The 19,992-nt window shown below is 68.5% G+C and carries 16 protein-coding genes and 1 pseudogene; 8 read left to right on the top strand and 9 right to left on the bottom strand.

Going from position 1 to position 19,992, the window contains the following annotated elements:
• Positions 1 to 22 precede the first annotated feature (22 nt).
• Positions 23 to 823, top strand: a complete 801-nt coding sequence (locus ACFE8Y_RS13755) for a MetQ/NlpA family ABC transporter substrate-binding protein (protein ID WP_375464950.1) — start codon at positions 23 to 25, stop codon at positions 821 to 823.
• An 11-nt stretch (positions 824 to 834) separates the two neighbouring features.
• Here the strand turns inward: ACFE8Y_RS13755 and ACFE8Y_RS13760 are convergent, their stop codons facing one another.
• The 6 genes from ACFE8Y_RS13760 to ACFE8Y_RS13785 all read right to left on the bottom strand — a co-directional run bounded on the left by ACFE8Y_RS13760 (position 835) and on the right by ACFE8Y_RS13785 (position 7,158).
• On the bottom strand, positions 835 to 1,617 hold the full coding sequence (locus ACFE8Y_RS13760; protein WP_375464951.1) for a MetQ/NlpA family ABC transporter substrate-binding protein: 783 nt from the start codon (positions 1,615 to 1,617) through the stop codon (positions 835 to 837).
• A 46-nt stretch (positions 1,618 to 1,663) separates the two neighbouring features.
• Positions 1,664 to 2,329: a methionine ABC transporter permease gene (locus ACFE8Y_RS13765; RefSeq protein ID WP_375464952.1), complete on the bottom strand. Its 666-nt coding sequence runs from the start codon at positions 2,327 to 2,329 to the stop codon at positions 1,664 to 1,666.
• Complete coding sequence (locus ACFE8Y_RS13770) at positions 2,319 to 3,446, bottom strand: methionine ABC transporter ATP-binding protein (RefSeq protein ID WP_375464966.1); 1,128 nt, start codon at positions 3,444 to 3,446, stop codon at positions 2,319 to 2,321. Before ACFE8Y_RS13770 ends, ACFE8Y_RS13765 begins: the two co-directional genes overlap by 11 nt.
• A gap of 297 nt (positions 3,447 to 3,743) precedes the next feature.
• Positions 3,744 to 5,033, bottom strand: coding sequence for a hypothetical protein (locus ACFE8Y_RS13775; RefSeq protein ID WP_375464953.1), 1,290 nt, complete (start codon positions 5,031 to 5,033; stop codon positions 3,744 to 3,746).
• Between the two features lie 79 nt (positions 5,034 to 5,112).
• Positions 5,113 to 5,331 carry a hypothetical protein gene (locus tag ACFE8Y_RS13780; protein ID WP_375464954.1) on the bottom strand — a complete coding sequence of 73 codons (219 nt, stop codon included), beginning with the start codon at positions 5,329 to 5,331 and terminating at the stop codon, positions 5,113 to 5,115.
• 486 nt (positions 5,332 to 5,817) lie between these two features.
• Complete coding sequence (locus ACFE8Y_RS13785) at positions 5,818 to 7,158, bottom strand: LLM class flavin-dependent oxidoreductase (RefSeq protein WP_375464955.1); 1,341 nt, start codon at positions 7,156 to 7,158, stop codon at positions 5,818 to 5,820.
• Positions 7,159 to 7,500: 342 nt separating this feature from the next.
• Here ACFE8Y_RS13785 and ACFE8Y_RS13790 point away from each other — a divergent pair, with 342 nt between their 5' ends.
• The 6 genes and pseudogenes from ACFE8Y_RS13790 to ACFE8Y_RS13815 all read left to right on the top strand — a co-directional run bounded on the left by ACFE8Y_RS13790 (position 7,501) and on the right by ACFE8Y_RS13815 (position 14,863).
• The gene (locus ACFE8Y_RS13790) at positions 7,501 to 9,123 is read left to right on the top strand and encodes an ABC transporter substrate-binding protein (RefSeq protein ID WP_375464956.1); all 1,623 of its coding nucleotides are present in this window, start codon (positions 7,501 to 7,503) and stop codon (positions 9,121 to 9,123) included.
• Positions 9,124 to 9,130: 7 nt separating this feature from the next.
• Positions 9,131 to 10,063: an ABC transporter permease gene (locus ACFE8Y_RS13795; RefSeq protein WP_375464957.1), complete on the top strand. Its 933-nt coding sequence runs from the start codon at positions 9,131 to 9,133 to the stop codon at positions 10,061 to 10,063.
• Positions 10,060 to 10,968: an ABC transporter permease gene (locus tag ACFE8Y_RS13800; protein ID WP_375464958.1), complete on the top strand. Its 909-nt coding sequence runs from the start codon at positions 10,060 to 10,062 to the stop codon at positions 10,966 to 10,968. Before ACFE8Y_RS13795 ends, ACFE8Y_RS13800 begins: the two co-directional genes overlap by 4 nt.
• Positions 10,965 to 12,689 carry a dipeptide ABC transporter ATP-binding protein gene (locus ACFE8Y_RS13805; RefSeq protein ID WP_375464959.1) on the top strand — a complete coding sequence of 575 codons (1,725 nt, stop codon included), beginning with the start codon at positions 10,965 to 10,967 and terminating at the stop codon, positions 12,687 to 12,689. Before ACFE8Y_RS13800 ends, ACFE8Y_RS13805 begins: the two co-directional genes overlap by 4 nt.
• Before the next feature lie 63 nt (positions 12,690 to 12,752).
• Positions 12,753 to 13,101, top strand: a pseudogene (locus tag ACFE8Y_RS13810) (integrase core domain-containing protein); the annotation flags it as partial.
• Positions 13,102 to 13,396: 295 nt separating this feature from the next.
• Entirely contained in the window at positions 13,397 to 14,863 is a 1,467-nt protein-coding gene (locus ACFE8Y_RS13815) for a nucleobase:cation symporter-2 family protein (RefSeq protein ID WP_375464960.1), read from the top strand.
• On the opposite strand, the gene ACFE8Y_RS13820 is transcribed toward ACFE8Y_RS13815, so the two are convergent.
• Entirely contained in the window at positions 14,779 to 15,438 is a 660-nt protein-coding gene (locus ACFE8Y_RS13820; protein WP_375464967.1) for a 2-hydroxychromene-2-carboxylate isomerase, read from the bottom strand. The two genes, ACFE8Y_RS13815 and ACFE8Y_RS13820, sit on opposite strands and share 85 nt — an antisense overlap.
• Here ACFE8Y_RS13820 and ACFE8Y_RS13825 point away from each other — a divergent pair.
• Complete coding sequence (locus tag ACFE8Y_RS13825) at positions 15,404 to 15,922, top strand: hypothetical protein (protein WP_375464968.1); 519 nt, start codon at positions 15,404 to 15,406, stop codon at positions 15,920 to 15,922. The genes ACFE8Y_RS13820 and ACFE8Y_RS13825 overlap by 35 nt on opposite strands.
• A gap of 10 nt (positions 15,923 to 15,932) precedes the next feature.
• Here ACFE8Y_RS13825 and ACFE8Y_RS13830 read toward each other — a convergent pair whose 3' ends face one another.
• Together ACFE8Y_RS13830 and ACFE8Y_RS13835 are read right to left on the bottom strand one after the other, a co-directional pair.
• Positions 15,933 to 18,956 (bottom strand): tetratricopeptide repeat protein, encoded by a 3,024-nt coding sequence (locus tag ACFE8Y_RS13830; RefSeq protein ID WP_375464961.1) that lies wholly within the window; start codon positions 18,954 to 18,956, stop codon positions 15,933 to 15,935.
• Between the two features lie 20 nt (positions 18,957 to 18,976).
• Positions 18,977 to 19,615, bottom strand: a complete 639-nt coding sequence (locus tag ACFE8Y_RS13835; RefSeq protein WP_375464962.1) for an OmpA family protein — start codon at positions 19,613 to 19,615, stop codon at positions 18,977 to 18,979.
• Positions 19,616 to 19,992: the final 377 nt, after the last annotated feature.

The following is a 19,992-nucleotide window of genomic DNA, read 5'->3' on the forward strand; positions in this document are numbered from 1 at the left end:
ACCCCAGACCTGAGGATTCGCGATGCCCGCTGCCAGAACCCGTCGCGACCTCTTCGGCCTCGCCGTCGTCATGCTCGCGGCCGCGACCGGCCCCGCACGCGCGGCCAAGCCGCTGCGGATCGGCACCACGGCCGGTCCGGTCGGCCGGACGCTTGCGTTCGCCGCCGACCTCGCCCGCAGGGAGGGACAGGCGGTCGAGATCGTCGAGTTCACCGACTGGGTGACGCCGAACGAGGCGGTGGCCTCCGGCGACCTCGACGCCAACCTGTTCCAGCACGTGCCCTACCTTCAGAACGCCATCCGCGCCCGCGGCTACCGCCTCGTTCCGGTCGAGGGCGCGATCATCCTTCCGGTCGGCCTGTTCTCGAAGCGCGTGACCAGCCTCGACGCGGTGCCGGACGGCGCCGCGGTGGCGATCGCCAACGATCCGGTGAACGCGGCACGCGGTCTGCGCCTGCTCCAGACCGCCAAGCTCCTGACGCTGAGGCCCGGCGTCGGCGACGAGGCCTCCGTCGCCGACATCGTCGAGAACCCGCGGCACCTGCGGGTCCTGGAGCTCGACGCCGCGCAACTGCCGCGCGCCCTCGACGACGTGACCCTGGCGCAGGTGAGCTTCACCTACCTGATCGCCGCGGGCGGCGACCCGAAGACCGCGCTCGCGACGGACGGTGTGGGCGACCGGCGCTACACGATGAGCTTCGTCGCCCGGCCCGACAACCGCGACGATCCGCGCCTCGCGGCCTTCGTGCGGAGCTTCCGCTCCCCGGAGGTCAAGGCGTTCATCCAGCAGACCTATGCCGGGTCCCTGGAGCCGGCCTGGTAGGGCTCGCGCGGCTACCAGCTCGGCAGGACAGCGCCGCCGAAGGTGGTCTCGATGAAGGCCTTGGTTTCGGCTGAGCGGTAGCTCTCCACGAGCGCCGTCACCCAGGGCTTGTCCCTGTCGGCGCTGCGCACCGCCAGCACGTTGACGTAGGGGCCCTTGGGCTCCTCCTTCAGGATCGCGTCCGACGGCTTGAGGCCGGCGGGCGTCGCGAAGTTGGTGTTGATCGCCGCCGCATCGACGTCGTCCAGCGAACGCGGGGTCTGCGCGGCGTCGACTTCGATGAATTTCAGCCTGCGCGGATTCTCGACGATGTCGGCGACGCTCGGCTTGAAGCCGACGCCGGCCTTCAGCTTGATCACGCCCTTGTCCTGCAAGAGCAGCAGGGAGCGGCCGCCGTTGGTCGGGTCGTTCTGGATCGCCACCGTGCCGCCGTTCGGCACCGAATCGAAGCTCTTGTGGCGCCGGGAGTAGATGCCTAGCGGAAAGTTCACGGTGAGCGCGACGCTGTCGAGCTTGTACCCGCGGTCGACCTTCTGGTTGTCGAGGAAGGGCTGATTCTGGAACGAGTTGACTTCGAGTTCACCGGCAGAGAGCGCCTCGTTCGGCACGACGTAGTCGGAGAACTCGATGATCCTCAGGTCAAGGCCGCGCTTGGCCGCGATCGGCTTCACCGCCTCGACGATCTGCGCGTGCGGACCCGGCGTCACGCCGATACGCACGACCTGCGGCGCCTGCGCACGCGCGGGTGCGCCGGCGAGCGCGAGGAGGACGGCGAGGGTCAGGGAACGCAGCATGCGACGCTTTCGGGAGAGGGCGGTTTCGGGGGAGGCGACGATCGGATCAGGATCGGCGGATGCGCCGGTTCAGACTGCGGGCGAGGCGGTCGCCGAGGCTCTGCACCGCCTGGACCAGCACGATCAGGACGACGACCACCGCCAGCATCATCTCGGGCATGAAGCGCTGGTAGCCGTAGCGGATGCCGAGATCGCCCAGGCCCCCGCCGCCGACGGCGCCGACCATGGCCGAGTAGCCGAGCAGCGACACCACCGCGAGGGTCAGCCCGAGGACGATCCCCGGCAGCGCCTCGGGCAGCAGGACCTTGAGGATGATCTGGAGCGGGCTCGCTCCAAAGGCGCGGGCCGCCTCGACGAGGCCGCCGTCAACCTCGCGGATCGCCGCCTCGACGAGGCGGGCGATGAAGGGCGTCGCCGCGATCGTCAGCGGCACCGTCGCGGCGCTCGTGCCGATCGAGGTGCCGGCGATCAGGCGGGTGAACGGGATGATCGCGACGACGAGGATGATGAACGGCGTCGAGCGGGTGGCGTTGACGACGAAGCCCAGCGCCCCGTTGAGCCAGGGCGCGGCGAGCAGTTCGCCCCGCCGGCTCGTCGCCAGGAAGACGCCGAGCGGCAGGCCGAACAGGGTGCCGAGCGTTGCCGCGAGCGCGACCATATACAGCGTGTCGCCCGTCGCCTGGACGAGGAGGCGGACGAGTTCAGGCGACATGACGGCTCCGCCCGATCGCGGGGGCGAGGTAGCCGACCGGGTCGACCGCGAGATCCCGCGCGCTCAGGAAGGCGCTGGCGCGGGCCGCCACGTCGGGGCCGGGCGGCAGCGCGACGATGAGCGAGCCGAACGGTTGTCCGCCGATCTCGTCGACGGTACCCGACAGGATGTTGGCCTCGATGCCCATCTCGCGGGCAAGCCGCGCGACGATCGGGTCAGTGGCGTGCTCGCCCCGGAAGGTGATGCGCAGGACGGTGGCCGTGCCGGGCCCGGCCTCCGGTCGCAGGCGCTCGGCGAGCGAGGGCGGCAGCCGCAGGCCCATCTCGCCAGCGAGCAGGGCCCGGGTGATCTCGGTCTGCGGGCGGGTAAAGACGTCGAACACGGCTCCGCCCTCGACGATGCGGCCGTGCTCCAGCACCGCGACCTGATCGGCGATGGCGCGGATCACCGACATCTCGTGCGTGATCAGCACGATGGTCAGCCCGAGGTCGCGGTTGATCCGGGCCAGCAGGTCGAGGATCGCGCGCGTCGTTTCCGGGTCCAGCGCCGAGGTCGCCTCGTCGGAGAGGAGCACCTTCGGGCCGGTGGCGAGCGCCCGCGCGATGCCGACGCGCTGCTTCTGACCGCCGGAGAGCTCTGCCGGATAGCGGTCGCGCTTGTCCGCGAGACCGACCAGATCGAGCAGCTCGGCGACCTGCGCGCGGATCGCGGCGCGCGGGACGCCGGCGATCTCCAGGGGCAGGGCGACGTTGCCGGAGGCCGTGCGCGAGGCGAGCAGGTTGAAGTGCTGGAACACCATCCCGATCCGGCGGCGCACGTCCCGCAGGCGCCGCTCGTCGAGGCTTGAGACCTCCGCCCCATCCACGACGACGCGGCCTTCGGTCGGTTTCTCCAGGCCGTTGAGCAGGCGGATCAGGGTCGACTTGCCCGCGCCGGAGCGGCCGATGACGCCAAGTACCGACCCGGATGCCACGCCAAGATTCACGTCCGACAGGGCGGCGACCGGTTCGCCGTTCGCGCCGGCCGGATAACGCTTGGAAACCCCTTCGATCCGGATCAGGGGATCGCGTTCCGACGCTCGATCCGCCGATGGCAGGCGCCGCTCGTCCTCGCCGATGTCTGGGCTGGCCACGGTTTGCGTCTTCCGTCCTGCATGTCGCGACGAGGATGTCGTCGCATCGTGCCGCGTGTCGATCGCGGGCCGAAGGTCAATCTTGCGGAGGGCGCATTCTGCAAGGCGCGGGGTCATCGTCAATGAAAGCCCCTCCCAAATCCCGAGCCGCCAAAAGAACGGACCTGCGTAGATTCCGGTTGCAGACGGAAGAGTTGGATCGCCGCCAGTCGGCTCGCACAGCGGTCGTTCTGCGCGCCCGGTTCAGGCCGCCCGCCGCGTCTGATACGAAGGACAGGGCCCTCACGGATCGGCGACCCCGACGACCTCGGGCACATCGTCGAGCAGCAGCCTGCGCAGCGCGAAGGCCGCCTCCTGTACGGGACGGTCCAGCGCACGCCGCACGGCCTCGATCCGCGCGCCGCAACGCCCCGGCCCGCGGCGCGCGAACCGGCGCGGCTTGGCCGCGTCCGATGCCGCGATCTCCGCCGCCGCCCCGGTCTCGCCCATCCGGCGCGCCTGCGCGATCAGGGCCGCGACGCTCGGCACCGGATGCCGGGCGCGCCTGAGGGTTGCTTCGATCACGACGACATCGCCGCCGGCGATGGCCTCGCACGCGCTGCGGTCTTCGCCCTCGGCCTGCCGCATCGCGGTGAGGGCGGCATGCCCGAGCGCCCGGATCGTCGCGTCGTCCGCCATCCGGAACAGGTGCCGGAAATGGGCGGCCGCCTGCTGCTGCAATCCCTCAAGGGCGTCCGCCTCGGAGCGCCCCTCCACGTAACCGCCGCGGTACCACGCGGCGAGCTTGTCCACGGCGGCGGGGTCCGCCTCCGCGAGGATCGGCAGGTTGCGCAGCACCTGCGCGCGGGCCGCCTGCGGGCTGGCGTCGTCGTCCAGCGTCGAATCCGGGAAACGATCGGTCTCGACGATCTCGGTGACCACGCCGGCCTGGAGCAGGCGCGCGGCGTCCGGGATCCAGATGTCGTCCGAGGAGACCGCCAGCGCCTCCGCCGTGAAGTCGGCGGCGATGCCGGCGGCCCGGTAGGCGGCGCGCTCGGGCCCTGAATCGACCGCGAAGGCCTGTCCGAACAGCCCGGCCTCGTAGGGGGCGTGGAAGCCGAGGCGTCCGCCCGTTCCGAGGTAGCGTTGGCTACCGCGGACGAAGGCCAGGGTGCAGGCGGAGGCGCAGTCGTCCGGAACGTAGGTGGCGAGCCCGTGGTCGGCGACGAGGCCGCCGAGCGCCAATCCCTCCTCCACAAGTCCACCGTCGCTCGTGAGATGAATGCGCCGCACCTCCGGATGCGCGGCGAGCAGGGACGCGACGCGGGCCGACACCCCCTCCATGAGGTCTCCGGCCACGCGCAGGTCCCGTCCGCCCGGGCCGAGGGTCACCCGCGCCGCGGTGTCCGCGTTATCGGGCTCGAAGCGCTGCGCGAGGTCGGTCGACGCGCGCACGAAGGCCATCCGCAGGGACAGGTTTTCGCCAGCCGGGCCGGATTCGGCCGCGACGAGGCCGGCGATGGCGGCGGCGAGCGCGACGATGCCGAGGATCGCCCGGCGCGGCCGGAGGCGGGCAAGCCAATCGATCGGCATGGTAAGACCTCTCGTCTGCATCGATACGCAGATCGCGGGACTAAACTTCGTTGGGCGGGATATCGGCAGCGGCCCGGCTTCAACCGGTCGCGGCGGCGCCGATGCTTGGCCGATGGCTTTTGCCTGGCCGATGACTTGCCCGACGACTTGCCCGATCCGAGGGATCGTCGCGGAGATAGGCGACCATCATCTCGGCGACGGTGCGCTCGGCATAGGCCGGTACGCTCTCACCCCATCGCACCGGGAAAGCGTCGACGATCCGGCGGCCGGCCAGGATCTGCCGGACCTCGTCGGGCATCAGGCCGTCGTCGATGGCGGTGACGAAGGCGGCGTGTCCATAGGCGCACCGACGCGGCCGGGCGGCTTCCGCGCCCTTCAGGGACCTCGGCGTCCGGCTCGCGGCGGCCGCGTCAAAGTTCGTGTCGTGGTAGCCCATCGCCGAAGCCCTTCCCTGCCAGATCCCGGTTCCTCCCTGTGTCGTCGGAGCAGCGACACGGGAGGGACGACCCGGTCGTCGGGTGGGGAGCTCGCATCGCAACGGTCATGAAGCCCTCCCGGCGGCGCTTCCGCCGGCCTGTGAATTCGAGGACTGCGAATGTAGCCGCTCGAATGAGAGATGTGCTTCCAAAGAGTCGGCGATGTGCAGTTCGGTCGAAGCGCAAAGCGTGTCGGACGTGGAAGGTCCGCGTGCAACGCTGTAGATCCCGTCCGATCCGTCCGCCGAAATCCGAAGCCGATTGTCGGGCCTCCGTCGCGGGCTTCTCGCGCAGAGCGCTCTCGACCGTCAGGCCGAGATCGAAGTCGGTCCGAGGCGGGCAAAGCGGCTCGGCGGCCGAGCCAGGTCGAGATGGTCCCGCAGCGTGGTGCCGCCGTACTCGGTGCGGAACAGCCCGCGCTTCTGCAGGATCGGCACGACCGCATCGACGAAGGTCTCCAGGCCCTCCGGCAGCACGTCCGGCATCAGGTTGAAGCCGTCGGCGGCGCCGGCCCTGAACCAGGCTTCGATGTCGTCGGCGACCGCTTCCGGCGTGCCGACGACGATGCGGTGGCCGACGCCGCCGCCGAGCGCCCGAAGCAATTCGCGCACGGTGAGATTGTCCCGGCGCGCCAGCGCGACGGTGCCCTGGAACATGGTCTGGTTCGCGTTGACCGGCAGCGGCAGCGGGTCCGGCAGGGGCTTGTCGAGGTCGAGCCGCTCCGGCGCGATCTGGAGGGTGCCGGCGAGCCGCGCGAGGCTGTATTCGATCGGCACGAGGTCCCACAATTCGTCCTGACGCCGCCGCGCCTCGGCCTCCGTGCCGCCGATCACCGTGGCGAGGCCCGGCAGGATCACGATCGAGCCGGGCGCGCGTCCGAAGGTGGCGGCCCGGGCGCGCAGGTCGCGCGCGTAGGCGACGCCGTCCGCGATCGTCTGCGACAGGGTGAAGACCGCGTCCGCCGTCGCAGCGGCGAGGTCGCGGCCGTCGTTCGAGCCGCCGGCCTGCACGGTGATCGGCCGTCCCTGCGGCGCGCGCGGCAGGTTCAGCGGCCCCTCGACCGAGAAATACGTCCCGCGGTGGCGGATCGCATGCACCTTCGCGGTGTCGACGAAGCGGCCCGTCGCCTTGTCGCCGATGAAGGCGTCGTCCTCCCAACTGTCCCAGAGGTCATGGACGACCGCGACGAATTCCCGGGCGCGATCGTAGCGCGTCCGATGCTCGACGGCTGCGGCAAGTCCGAAGTTGCGGCTCGCGGCGGCGTCCGCCGTGGTAACGACGTTCCACCCCGCGCGGCCGCCGCTCGCATGATCAAGCGTCGCGAAGCGCCGGGCGAGATTGAAGGGCTCGTTGTAGGTGGTCGAGGCCGTCGCGATCAGCCCGATCCGCGTGGTGGCGGCCGCGACGCTCGCCAGCACGATGGTCGGCTCCAGCGCATTGAGCGGCCGATAGTCGATGCGGTCCGAGATCGACGGCGTGTCGGCGAGGAAGATGGCGTCGAACTTCCCGCGCTCGGCGATCTGGGCGACGCGCACGTAATGGCCGATGTCGGCGAAGGCATCGGGCCGGCTCGCCGGAAGCCTCCAGGCCGACGGATAAACGCCCGCGTGAAGGAGGTTCACGTTGAGATGCAGGTGTCGTTGGCTCATCGAGAAGATCATCCATCGATCGCAGGAGTAATACGGGTGCCGGCGTCCGGCTGGCTGGCGGCGCACGTTCGGGAGACGATCGCGTCTCCCGCGCCGTCCCGGCGCGAAGTTTTCGTCTCCACGTGTCCGGCTCAACGGCGTAAAGCTTCCAAAGATCTATTCGAGTTCGAAGGCTTCAGCATTCGGAGTTGATTTTGCTCTTGTCGGCGCATTAGATCGCGCTGCAACAGCTATCCCGATCCACCGCAGAGATGAAGGCGAAATTTCCCTCACAAGACATTAGGGAAGATTTTGTCCGCGGCGGCCGGAATCGAAGGCTGATTTCATTCCGAGTCGAGATTGATGCAAAGATTTGTTCCGTTGCTTGCGCTGGCCGTGCTGTCCACGGTCGGCCTCGCCGAGATTGCGTATGCCGACCCCGCGGACGCACAGCCCCGATCGGGCGGATCGATCACCTGGGGCGTGACGACGGAGCCGTCCTGCTTCGACCCGCATCGCTCGTCGCAGCAGGCCGCCTTCTTCGTGGCGCGGAACTACATCGACTCGCTGGTGGGCAAGCGGGCGGACGGCACCTTCGCGCCCTGGCTCGCGACCGCGTGGACGATCTCGCCGGACGGGAAGGACTACACCTTCACGCTGCGTGAGAACGTCGTCTTCCACGATGGCGAGAAACTCGACGCGGCCGCCGTCAAGGCCAACTTCGACTTCGTCAAGAACCCCGAGAGTGCGGCGAATGCCGTCGCCCTGCTCGAAGCCTTCAGTGCGGCCGAGGTGGTCTCGCCGTCGGTCGTGAAACTCACCCTGTCGCGTCCGGATTCGACGTTTCTGGAGTCGGTCTCGAACGTCAAGCTGGGCCTGATCTCGCCGAAATCGCTCGCGAAGGGCGACCTGTGCGGTGGCGGCCCGGCGCTGGCCGGCACCGGCCCCTTCGTCTTCGAGCGCTACGTGCGCGGCCAATCGGCGACCTTCGTCCGGAACAAGGCCTATGCCTGGGCGCCTGGCTACGCGGCCCATACCGGACCGGCCCATCTCGACGCGTTCACGTTCCGCTTCCTTCCGGAATACGCGGTCCGCACCGGCGCGCTGTCGTCGGGCCAAGTCGACGTGATCGAGGGCGTGCAGGCCACCGACGTGTCGCTCTTTGCCGACGACCCCGACTACCGACTGCTGGTCGGTCCCTCGGGCGCGAGCACGTCGTTTACCCTCAACATCAACTACACGCGGGCGCCGGCCGACGATGTCCGGGTCCGCCGGGCGCTCCGCGACGGCTTCGATCCCGAGCCGATCGTGCGCCAGGTCTATCTCGGCCTCGTGCCGCGGGCCTGGTCGATCATCGGACCGGCCAACCCGGCCTACAACAAGGCCCTGGTCGGGGCCTGGGGCAACGACGTCGCGGGCGCCAACCGCCTGCTCGACGAGGCCGGCTGGACCGGGCGCGACGGGCAGGGGTTCCGAACGAAGGACGGCCAGCGCCTGAAGCTCGATGTCGGATATCCGCAGCCCTACGTGCGCGACAACCGCGATATCCTGATCCAGGGCATTCAGGCGGCCCTGCGCAAGAACATCGGCCTCGACCTCAACCTGCGCATCGTCACCGCCGGCGAGTACGCCAAGGGCAACGCCACCGGCACGTGGGCGATCTATCCCAACACCGACAATCCGTCCGATCCGGCCCGTGAACTCTGGGACATGCTCGGAACGAAGGGATTCCTCTACACCAACGTGGCCAACCCCGATCCCGAAATCACCGGCCTGATCGAACAGGCGCTGCAGGCCACGGACCCGATCGCCAAGCGCGCGCTCACCGACCGGATCCAGGTGCTCGGCGTCGACAAGGCGTTCATCGTGCCGTTGTTCGCGCCGAGCTGGTTCCTGGCGGCGAAGAAGACGGTTCGCGGCCTCGGCTTCGAGGCGGGCCTCGACTCGCCGTCGAGCGCCTACGACGTCTGGCTCGCGAAGGAGTAGGCGCGCCATGGTCTCTCCGACCCTGTGGTCCCGCATCGCATCGCGGCTGCTCACGAGCCTCGTTGTGGCCTGGGCCAGCGTGACGTCGGCCTTCCTCGCCCTTCACGCCCTGCCCGGCCGCATCGAGGACATCCTCGCCGGAGACGTCGACACGCCCGGCCTGCATGAGGCCATCGCCGCCGAATGGGGGCTCGATCGCAGCCTGTTCGCGCAATACGGGGCGTTCCTGTCCCGCATCGCGGGCGGCGATCTCGGCACGTCCTACGTCCTGCGCCAACCCGTGCGGGAGATCGTCGGCTCGCAGCTCTGGCCCACGGTTCAGCTCGCGCTGACGGCCGGATTGCTCGCCGTGGTGCTGGCGGTTCTCGTGGCGCTCCTCACCGCCGGACGCGGGCGCTTTTCGCGCAGCCTCGCCTCAGGCCTCGAACTCGTCCTCGCCTCCACGCCGGTCTTCTGGATCGGCATCCTCCTCCTGATGCTGTTCTCCTTCACCCTGCGGTGGTTCCCGGTTTCGGGGGCGAACGGCTGGCAATCCCTGGTGCTGCCGTCGATCGCCCTGGCGCTTCCCACGGCGGGCCTGCTGGCGCAGGTGCTGCGCGAGGCCATCGAGAAGACCCTGGACCAGCCCTTCGTCACCACGATCCGCGCGCGCGGCGTCGGCGAATTCGCCATCCGGGCACGGCACGTCCTGCGCCATGCGCTCCTGCCGGCCGTCACCCTCGGCGGCTGGCTGATCGGCGGCCTGCTCGGCGGCGCCGTGATCACTGAGAAGGTGTTCGGTCGGCCGGGGCTCGGCAGCGTCACGCTCGGGGCCGTGCTGACCCACGACGTACCCGTGGTGCTCGCCGTCGTGCTGCTCGCCGCCTTCATCCACGTCGCGGCCTCGACGCTCCTCGACATCCTCTACCTGCTGATCGACCCACGCTTGAGGGCCGCATGAACGCCTCGACGCACCCGCCCGGCGAGGGCACTGCCGTGCTCGCCCCCGGCGATCTCGTCAGCCTCGACGCGCCTCGGACCGCGAAAGGGAGGGGACGCCGAACCTATCCGCCCTCCGTCGTCGCATCGGCCGTGTTCCTGGCGGCCCTCCTCGCGGTCGCGGTCGCCCCGAACCTGTTCACCGCCTACGATCCCCTGACGGGGAGTTTCCTCGAAGGCCTGAAGGCGCCGAGCTGGGACCATCTCTTCGGCACGGACCGGCTCGGACGGGACGTCTTCGCCCGCACGCTGCACGGCGCGCGCTACTCGCTTCTGATCGGGCTCGGCGGCATGGCGATCAGCGTCGCCGCCGGTGTCTTCCTCGGCATCCTGGCCGGCCAACGGAATCGCGTGCTCGACGAGGCGACCTCGCGCGTCTTCGACGTGCTCTCGTCGTTTCCCGGCGTCCTGCTCGCCATGCTGGTCGTCACCTTCCTCGGGCAGGGCATGCTGAACATCGCCATCGCCGTCGGCATCGCCGGCATCCCGAAATTCGGACGCGTGGTGCGCGCGCAGACCCAACTGGTGCGCGACGCGGATTACGTGACCCAGGCCGCGATCTACGGCCTCGGCCGGCGGCAGGTCTTCGTTCGCCACGTCCTGCCCAACGTCCTCGTCGCGATCCCGGTGATCGCCACCGTCTACATCGGCAGCACCATCCTGACCGTCTCGGGGTTGAGCTTCCTCGGGCTTGGCCCGCAGCCGCCGACCCCCGAATGGGGCGTCATGCTGGCCGAGAGCCGCGACGTCCTGCGCGTGGCGTGGTGGCCCGCCATCTTCCCCGGGGCGGCGATCACCCTGACGGTGATCGCCTTCAGCACCGTCGGCGGATTCCTGCAGAAGCGGTTCGAGGGGCGCATCGCATGAGTCTCGACGCGCAGGCGAACGGTGCGGGCGAGCGGCCCCTGCTCGTCGATGTCCAGGGCCTGTCGATCGGGTTCGCGTCGGCCGGCGCCGGCGCACCGATCGTGCAGGGCGTCGACCTCGCCCTTCATGCCGGCGAATGCGTCGCGCTGGTGGGCGAGTCCGGTTCGGGCAAGAGCCTGACGGCGCGCAGCCTCCTCAACCTCGCCGGGGACGGCGCGGTGGTCGAGGCCCGGCGCTTCCGCATCCAGGGGCGGGATGCGCGGGCGTTCCGCGAGGCCGATTGGCGGCGCCTGCGCGGCACGGTCACCGGCCTAGTGATGCAGGACGCGCTGGTCTCCCTCGACCCGTTGCGGACGATCGGACAGGAGGTGGCGGAGGTCCTGTCCGAGCATCGCATCCTGTGCGGACGCCGGGCCATCGACGCGCGGGTCATCGACGTGCTGAGCAAGGTCGGGGTCCCCGATCCCGAGATCCGCGCGCGCCAATATGCGCACCAGCTCTCCGGCGGATTGCGCCAGCGCGCCCTGATCGCCTCGGCCATCGCGGGAGAGCCCGATCTCATCATCGCGGACGAGCCGACGACGTCTCTCGACGTGACGGTTCAGGCGCAGGTGCTGCAGGTGCTCGCGCAACGGGTGCGGGCGGGCGCCGGGCTCCTGCTGATCAGCCACGATCTCGCGGTCGTCAGCGGCATCGCCGACCGGGTGATCGTCCTGCGCGACGGGCGCGTCGTCGACAGCGGGCCCACGGCCGATGTTCTGACCCGACCGCGACACCCCTATACCCGCCAGTTGATCGCGGCGATTCCCTCCTTCGCATCGCGTGGGCGACGGCTCGGTTCGCCGACGCCGAGCCGTCCGGTCGGCCGCATCTCCGAACGTATCACCGTGGTGCGCGATCCGCTGCCGCCGCACCAGGACCGACGTGTCGTTCTCGAAGTTCGCGGCATCGCGAAAGACTACGCCCGCACCCCGGGACTTGGTCGCCGGACGCACACCACCGCCGCCCTCGACGATGTGAGCTTCGACGTGAAGGCCGGCGAGGTCGTGGGCATTGTCGGGGAGTCGGGCTCGGGCAAATCGACCTGCGCCAGGATCGTCCTCGGCCTGCTCGCGCCCGACCGCGGCGCGGTGCGGCTGCTCGGCGAGCCCTGGTCGGGCATCCGGGAGACCGAGCGTCGCCGGCTGCGACCCCGGCTCCAGTACATCCCGCAGGATGCCCTGAGCAGCTTCGACCCGCGCTACCGGGTCTCGGAGATCATCGCGGAGAACCTCGCCGGGCTCCGCCCCGCGGACAGAAGAACCCGAACCGTCGAACTTCTGGAGCAGGTCGGCCTGCGCGCCGACGTCGTCGATCGCTATCCCCGGTCGCTCTCGGGCGGCCAGCGCCAGCGCGTCTCGATCGCCCGCGCGCTCGCGGCGGAGCCCGTCGTCATCGTCTGCGACGAGCCGGTCTCGGCGCTCGACATCGGCATCCAGGCGCAGGTGCTCGACCTTCTGGGAGACCTGCGGGCGCGGCTCGGGACGGCGCTGCTGTTCATCTCCCACGATCTCGGCGTCATTCAGCATCTGGCCGACCGCGTGCTGGTCTTCCACGACGGCAGGATCGTGGAGCACGGGCCCGTCGGCGAGGTTCTGACGACGCCCGCCGATCCTTACACGAGGACACTTCTCGCATCGCAGCCGCGGCTTGAGCGCAGCCTGACCCAGCATCCGCACTGAACCAAGTTGGGCGCGCTGCATCATCCTGAGCTCGGCATCACCTTGATTCGCACCGAGTTCCCCAACGGGCCGAGCGACGTCGCCAGCGACTTGACTGCTTGGCTCGGCAGCCGAGGCATGCCGCATATCCGGTGTGCTCGCGCCATCCGCAGACGCAGGGCAAGATCGAACGCTGGCACCAGACGCTCATGAACCGCGTCCTGCTCGAACACGCCTACCTGCCGGGCGAGCTGGAGGCGCGTCGCCGCCTTCGACGAGCACGACAACCAAGTCCGGGCCCACGAGAGCCCGAGCAACCTCACCAACCGACCTCTACCTCGGCCGGGACGAGGTGATCGTGTGCGAGCAGAACCGCATCAAACGCCAGATCCTCTCCGATCGCCGCTTGCGTCATGACGCGCAGGCTGCCTAGCCTCACGACCAGATGAACCAGCGCTGCCGCTCCTGAACATCTCGAATCAATTCAACGCATGCGACGACGGGCAATCATGCGCGCGAAGTCGCGCCGCACCTGCCGGGTCGGGGCTGTCATTCGAAGAGGGCTCGACGAGGAACGAATCGCCGACGCGTTCCGGACGACGGCCTTCTGTCGCGCTCCGTCGATACTTGGTCCTCGGCAACCGCCATCCGCAGGCCCACTGAAAGTATGACCTCTTCATCCTTGATCGGCCGAGCTGCCGGTCTTCCCCGCAACGTTCGGATTTCCCATGTTTGATGATCGTGAACATCTGATCGGGCATTCATCCCTGGGGGCGCCCGAGGCGGGCGCGGGCTCCGCTGAGCGGTCAGACGACGCGGTCGATGCTGTCCTCCCGGCCCCGAAGCTGGTCACGCTGGGATTGCAGCACGTCCTCGTCATGTACGCGAACGCGATCGCCGTGCCGCTCATCGTCGGCGGCGCCCTCAAGCTTCCCAAGGACCAGATCGCCTTCCTGATCAACGCCGACCTGTTCGCCTGCGGGATCGCCACCCTGATCCAGACCATCGGCATCGGCCGCGTCGGCATCCGGCTGCCGGTCATCATGGGCGTGACCGCGGTGGCGATCCAGCCCATGCTCGCGATGGCGGCGATGCCGGGGGTCGGCATCACGGGGATCTACGGCGCCGTGATCGTCGCCGGCCTGTTCGGTCTCCTGATCGTTCCCGTCGTCGGCCGTGCCCTGCCGTTCTTCCCACCCGTGGTCACGGGCTCGATCCTGGCCATGATCGGTCTTGCGTTGACACGCGTCGCAGCCGGCTGGGCCGGGGGTGGGACCGGCGCTCCCGATTTCGGTGCGGCACCCAAAGTGCTGATCGCCGGCCTCGTGCTTGCCGTCATCCTCGCGCTCGCCCGGTTCGGACGTGGCTTCCTCGCCAGCATCGCCGTCCTCGTCGGAATGGCCGTGGGCTACGCCGTCGCGGCGGTCCTCGGCTGGGTCAATCTGGAAGGCATCGGGAACGAGCCCTGGCTGCGGATCGTCCTGCCGTTGCAGTTCGGCCTGCCGACCTTCCACCTCGTGCCAAGCCTGATCATGTGCCTCGTGATGACGATCGTGTTCATCGAGGCGACGGGCATGTTTCTCGCGCTGTCGGTGATGACCGGCCGGGCCGTCGGCACCGAGGACATCCGGCGAGGCCTGCGCGCCGATGCGCTCGGAACGCTGATCGGCGGGGTGTTCAACACCTTCCCCTACCTGTCCTATTCCCAGAACATCGGCCTCGTCAGCCTGACGGGCGTGCACAGCCGCTGGGTCTGCGCGACGGCCGGCGGGATCATGCTGCTGCTGAGCCTCATACCGAAGGTCGCGTTCGTGGCGGCCTCGGTCCCGCAGCCTGTCCTCGGCGGAGCCGCCCTGGTGATGTTCGGGATGGTCGCGGCCACCGGCATCCGCATCCTGGCGCAGGTCGATTTCGGACCGCGCAACGCGCACAACGCCCTGATCGTCGCGGTCTTCCTCGGGATCGGACTGATTCCGATCGTGCAGCCGCAGCTCCTGCGCACCGTGCCGGACGGCTTCCAACCGATTGCGAAGGATCCGATCCTGCTCACCGCGATCGTCTCGCTTCTGCTCAACGGGCTGTTCAATGGCCCCGCGCGTCGCCGCGCGCTTCAGGAGGTCGATGAGAGATCCGGCACAGTGATCGGTTCCGGAGCCTCCATGATCGCGGTCTCCAACAGTTCCAGTCGATCCTGACCCCAGAACGGCTCACCGCGGTAGACGTAGAACGGCGCACCGAACACCTGTCGCGCGATCGCCTCTTCGGTGAGTGCTACCTCCTGCGCCCGCAGGACCGGGTCCGAGGCTGTCGCGAGCAGGTGCGTACCATTCAGACCTGCGGCATCAGCAAGGCGCATGATGGTCGCAGGGTCGGCGATGTCGCCCTCGTCGGCCCAGACCGTTCTCAGTCCGGCATGCACGAAGGCTGCGACATCCCTGCCCTCGGCAATGGCAGCGAGGAGAACACGATGTGCCAGTGATGGATCGGCCGGGTAGAACTTGGGGTGCAGGACCAGCGGGATGCCACGGACGCGGCGCCAGCGCTGCATCTCGACGAGACGGTAAGCTTGGCGTTGCATCGGTCGCTCCTTGACCGGCTTTCCACCACCTGCATCAAATACGGCCAACAAGTCGATCGGTTTGAACACCACCTCTGCATTCTGCCGACGAATGAGTCCTTGGAACTCCAGGCTTCCAACATATGACCAGAGTGAAAGGAAGCTGAAATAATACTCAATGGTCGGCTTCGGCGTACTTATTGAATTACACATGGATCTTAGTCCTTTAGATTTTTGTTCATGTCTCGTTAAATTGGCATCGCCCTTCACGCCATATCAATCTTTTCATGACCTGCTTCATTTAATTCGAAGGGCGTTTTGCAACAACGTCTTCCACCGCCGGATCGACCGGCTCGACACCAACGAGTGCGAGCAGCGCCGCAGCCAGCAGGAGCAGGAGCAGGAAGGCTCCGAGGTCCGCTCGGTCGAGCTCGAACGCCTGCTGGTGCGGGGATCGAACCTGATCGAGCGGCGTCAGCGGGTGACCGATCCCGTTCACTCCTTACCAATTCTCGTCCCGCGCCTACCCGTCAGAAAGCAGGGCGGGCGTGCTGCCGTAGACGGCATGTCAGGCCGATGTTCATTGCCAAGTGTCTGGTTTTTCGACGCAAAATTTTCTAAGAAGTTTCTTACAAAGAACGGTAAGGAACTGTGTAAAAATCAACGGCGATTCTATTTAAAATTCACTCTGCTGTAAATTACAATATTCACTTTGCACTCAAGGTCCTGTGCTCTGCGCTGGCAGCGCCGCTTGCGCCGACCATCACGAAGGGCGCCCAGAAACTCGGGTGAGAATTACTCGCATTGCCGTCTTGCATAAGCGCGATCATTCCGCGCCGCAGCGCCTCGGCCGGGGCCATGGCCGGCTCGGCGGCGATCGCCTGGATGGCGAGGGTGGTGAGACGCACGGTGGCCTCCGAACCCACGGGCCAGTGCGAGACCAGGAGGTTGCGCGCACCGGCATAAAAGAACGCCTGAGCAAGTCCAGACAGCGCCTCCGCCCCGGGCTTGTTGCCGGCGGCCGTATTGCAGGCCGAGAGCAAGATCCATTCGGCGTTGAGCTTGAGCTGCGCGACCTCGCTCGCCATGAGGAGCCCGTCATCCGCAGCGCTCGATACGCCGGGCAGCGTGAGCGCCAGCGCCGGCTCGGCGCGCGCGCTGAACAGGGCCGTCTCGTCGGCGACGAGGGCGTGCGTGGCGAAGTGGATGATCCGATAGTCGGAGAGCCGCATCGCCTTGAGCTTTCCTTCTCGCGCATCGCTGCGAAGCAGCATCGCGCTGGCGGAGGCCCCGAGCAACCGGCCGACGGCCCGGACCTCGTCGGCGGTTTCCGGCAGGGGGGCGAGTGCGCGGCTCAGCAAAGCCAGATCGGTGGTGGACGATGCCGACACCGTGCGGATCGGCGCTCCGCTCGGAAGCGGCGCCGTGAAGGTCGGGTCGCCGATGCCGAGATAGGGCAGCGGCGCCGGGGCCTGCGCCTGCGACCGCGCCACCTTCAGGCTCGCCACCGTCGGCAGCACGGTGACCGCATGGCGCCGAGCGAGCCATGCCACGTCGCGAAAATCGGCCAGCTCGGCCACCGGCTTTTCGGGTTTGTCGGTCACCAGCACATGGAACGGCAGGCTGGTGAGGGCGCCGGAGGCCACCAGGAGCAGATGCGGCTTGTCCCGGATCAACGGCTCGGCCGTTGAAAACAGCTGCTGGTAGAGCGCGTGCGCGCGGGCGGGATCGAATGGCTTGGCCTCCCCCGGCCTCGCGGTGGGATCGAGCCCAGCGCGCAGCTCGCGCACCTGCTTCTCGATGCCGGCGGTGCCCGCCGGCATCTGATACCAGACCTGACGCTCGCGGGTGATCACGTAGGCATAGGCGGCGTCCACGCCAAGATGAAACATCACCAGGGCCTCTTTCGCGCCGATCAGTGCCGCGACCTCGGCGTTCGTGACCGGCTTCGGCGTAATGAGGCCGGCATAGCGGGGAAACTCGACTGCGAGCCGCGCATCGAGCGTCTTCAGCCGCGCCTCGATCGAGGCCGAGCGAACGTTCATGGCTTGCTCGGCCGCCTCATCCCGTGTCCCGGACGGCTTTGCGAGAGAGGCGAGCAGGCGCGCGTCGAGGCTCTCGCGCTCCGAGAGGAGATCCTGCTGCTCCCGGACCAAGGCGGCAAGCGCGTCGCCGCCGCCGGCGAGGCGCGCCGCGGTCCGGTTGATCGCACCGGCGGCGGCGGTCTGGTTCATCCACTGCGCGATCTCGAACGATTCCTCGCCACCCCTGCCGTCGAGAAGCTTCTCGTCCTGCCCGCGCTTCAGGAGCCGCAGGGTGGTCTCCAGAACCTGGCGGCCGTTGCGGATCTCGCCCGCCATGGCGAGGCCCGAGGCCTTGGCGAGGCGCCCGATGACGATCCGGGCGGCGCGTCGCGACGATTCGAGGGCATCCCTCGTATGGCCGAGCTGCATGTGATCGGCCGCGAGGGCGCTCAGCGAGGACGCGATTTCGGGATGGTTCGGTCCCCACGCCCCCAACCGGATCGCGAGCGCACGCTCATGCAGGGACACGGCCTCGGCCGCCTGTTTGCGGGCGAGCAGGACATTCCCGAGGTTCCCGAGCGCGGTGGCGATATCGGGGTGGTCGGGCGCGAGGCTTCGCTCCCGGATCGAGAGGGCCCGGCGGTAGAGCGTTTCCGCCTCGTCGAGGCGGCCCAGCGCACGCAATGTTACGGCCAGGTTGTTGATCGGGAAGGCGACCGACGGGTGGTCGGGCCCACGCAGCATTTCCTGGATCGCAACCGCGCGCCGCAGCAGCGGCTCCGCCAGCGCGGGCCGGCCGCTATCCTTGTAGGTGATCGCGAGGTCGCTGATCAGGCCGGCGGTCCGCGGATGGTCCGGGCCGAAGGTCTTCTCGGCGATGGTGACCGCGCGCTCGAACAATGGCGCCGCGTCGACCTGCCGGCCGGCCATCAGGTAGACGCCTCCGAGCGTCGAAAGACTGGAGGCGACGTCGCGATGGTTCGGCCCGAGATGGGCTTCGCGGATCTGCAAGGCTCGCTTCGCGATCGGTTCGGCCTCGGCGTAGCGGCCCGCATCCCGGTACAGGATGGCCAGATTGACGAGGGGATAGGCCAGTCTGAGCGCGGCCGGGCCGCCTGCGGTCTCCTGGATCGCGAGCGCCCGGAGCAGGCGTTGCTCGGCTTCGTCGATCCGGTGCCGGCCGGCCGAAGCGCGCGCGCGATCGACCAGCAGGTCCGCGAAATCCGGGTGCGCCGGGCCGAGGCGGCGCTCCGTGGCGGCCGCGGCCCGTTCGAGGTATGCGTCGGCCTCCTCCGGCCGATTCTGGTCGAGGAGGATGTTGCCCGCCAGTTGCATCGCGCCGACGGTCTGCGGATCCTCCGAACCACTTGCTTTTTCGAACAAGGTGATCGTCGCGCGGATCGCCGCCATGGCGTCGTCGTAGCGCCCGACCCCGCGATAGCCCATGGCGAGCAGCCACTGCGTGTGCGCGACGCCGGGGTGCGACGCGCCGAACTTCTCCCGTACCTTCGGCAGGAGCGCTTTGGCGCGGACGAGCACCTCCTGATAGCGCCCAGCCGTGTTCAGTTCGAGAATCGCCTTCGCCTCATCGAGAAGGGGATTGCCAATTGCCGGTCGCGCAGGCGCCTGCGCACCCAGAAAGAGCGCCAGCACAGCGATCGCCAAGGGCCGCGCCAAAGCCGGTCGATAGGAGGGTTCCAGACCCATGGCTGCAGCCTCCGAAGTGCTTAACGACCTGCCGTCTGCACCTGCAGCATGTTGACCACTTGCACCCGACGGTTCTCGCGGCCGTTCGGATCGGCCGAAGTCTTGAGGTGCGTCTTGCCGTATCCGGCGGTGATCAGGTTCATCGCCGGGATACCGAAGGTCGTCACAAGGTACCGCTTGAGCGCGTCGGCCCGCCGCTCCGAGAGCGCTTGGTTCGTGACGTCGGCCCCTTTCGCGTCCGTATGACCGGCGATCAGGAAGGTCTGACTGCGCATGCGCTCGGAGCCCAGTGCCTTGCCGAGATTGCCAGCGGTGATGAGCGCCTTTCCACGCAGGACGTCGGAGTTGCGGTCGAACTCGATCGTCAGGTCGATCTGCGGCCGTCCCGTCGTCAGCTTGACCAGAGCCTCGCGCTCTTCCGCGGATACGGCGTAGCTCGGCCGACCGCGCAATCCGTCGACGAAAGCCTCGTCGCGCGACGGTCGTGCGGCTGGGGCGGGGGCCGGCGTGCCGAGGGACAGGCTTCGAAACCGCGGGGTCAGGGCGTTCAGGATCCGACCGGTGCTGGCCTCCTCGGCGCGCACCGTCCCGCCCAGCAGCGTGAGGATGAGGCCCGCATGAAGCAGGAATCGTCCAAAGGACTTCGAACAACCGATCATCGGTACCTCCTTTGCAGCAGCTCCTCCGAAGCCCGGCGCTGGGCATCGAATCGATGCGGTTCGCTAATGATTGACAGCTCTCACGCACTCCGATCAATCTTCGTGTGCAGAAGCACGCGATGCATATCGATGGATTGTCCGCGGCAGAGTCGCCGACATCCAGCAGGATTGACTCTGGTCGTCCGGTACGCCGCGCGAGGCGTTTCCCGATCGCGATCGGAGATGATCAAAAATGCCATGGCGTCACTGGAGAACAGCCGATTGCCTCCGCGTCGCGAGCCTCGTGCTCGCCTTTGCAGTGACCACGCGGGCCGAGGCCGCCGGGCGGCGGGTCGCACTGGTGATCGGTGTATCCGCATCGGGCACGAGGCCGGTCG

The sequence above is a fragment of the uncultured Methylobacterium sp. genome, assembly GCF_964242245.1.
Classification (GTDB): domain Bacteria; phylum Pseudomonadota; class Alphaproteobacteria; order Rhizobiales; family Beijerinckiaceae; genus Methylobacterium.

What these genes read in the sequence shown, in the direction of transcription:
- ACFE8Y_RS13755 (WP_375464950.1), top strand. Translation starts at nt 23, where the DNA reads ATGCCCGCTGCCAGAACCCGTCGCGACCTCTTCGGCCTCGCCGTCGTC.
- ACFE8Y_RS13760 (WP_375464951.1), bottom strand. Translation starts at nt 1,617, where the DNA reads ATGCTGCGTTCCCTGACCCTCGCCGTCCTCCTCGCGCTCGCCGGCGCA.
- ACFE8Y_RS13765 (WP_375464952.1), bottom strand. Translation starts at nt 2,329, where the DNA reads ATGTCGCCTGAACTCGTCCGCCTCCTCGTCCAGGCGACGGGCGACACG.
- ACFE8Y_RS13775 (WP_375464953.1), bottom strand. Translation starts at nt 5,033, where the DNA reads ATGCCGATCGATTGGCTTGCCCGCCTCCGGCCGCGCCGGGCGATCCTC.
- ACFE8Y_RS13780 (WP_375464954.1), bottom strand. Translation starts at nt 5,331, where the DNA reads ATGCCCGACGAGGTCCGGCAGATCCTGGCCGGCCGCCGGATCGTCGAC.
- ACFE8Y_RS13785 (WP_375464955.1), bottom strand. Translation starts at nt 7,158, where the DNA reads ATGAGCCAACGACACCTGCATCTCAACGTGAACCTCCTTCACGCGGGC.
- ACFE8Y_RS13790 (WP_375464956.1), top strand. Translation starts at nt 7,501, where the DNA reads ATGCAAAGATTTGTTCCGTTGCTTGCGCTGGCCGTGCTGTCCACGGTC.
- ACFE8Y_RS13795 (WP_375464957.1), top strand. Translation starts at nt 9,131, where the DNA reads ATGGTCTCTCCGACCCTGTGGTCCCGCATCGCATCGCGGCTGCTCACG.
- ACFE8Y_RS13800 (WP_375464958.1), top strand. Translation starts at nt 10,060, where the DNA reads ATGAACGCCTCGACGCACCCGCCCGGCGAGGGCACTGCCGTGCTCGCC.
- ACFE8Y_RS13805 (WP_375464959.1), top strand. Translation starts at nt 10,965, where the DNA reads ATGAGTCTCGACGCGCAGGCGAACGGTGCGGGCGAGCGGCCCCTGCTC.
- ACFE8Y_RS13815 (WP_375464960.1), top strand. Translation starts at nt 13,397, where the DNA reads ATGTTTGATGATCGTGAACATCTGATCGGGCATTCATCCCTGGGGGCG.
- ACFE8Y_RS13825 (WP_375464968.1), top strand. Translation starts at nt 15,404, where the DNA reads ATGGTCGGCTTCGGCGTACTTATTGAATTACACATGGATCTTAGTCCT.
- ACFE8Y_RS13820 (WP_375464967.1), bottom strand. Translation starts at nt 15,438, where the DNA reads ATGTGTAATTCAATAAGTACGCCGAAGCCGACCATTGAGTATTATTTC.
- ACFE8Y_RS13830 (WP_375464961.1), bottom strand. Translation starts at nt 18,956, where the DNA reads ATGGGTCTGGAACCCTCCTATCGACCGGCTTTGGCGCGGCCCTTGGCG.
- ACFE8Y_RS13835 (WP_375464962.1), bottom strand. Translation starts at nt 19,615, where the DNA reads ATGATCGGTTGTTCGAAGTCCTTTGGACGATTCCTGCTTCATGCGGGC.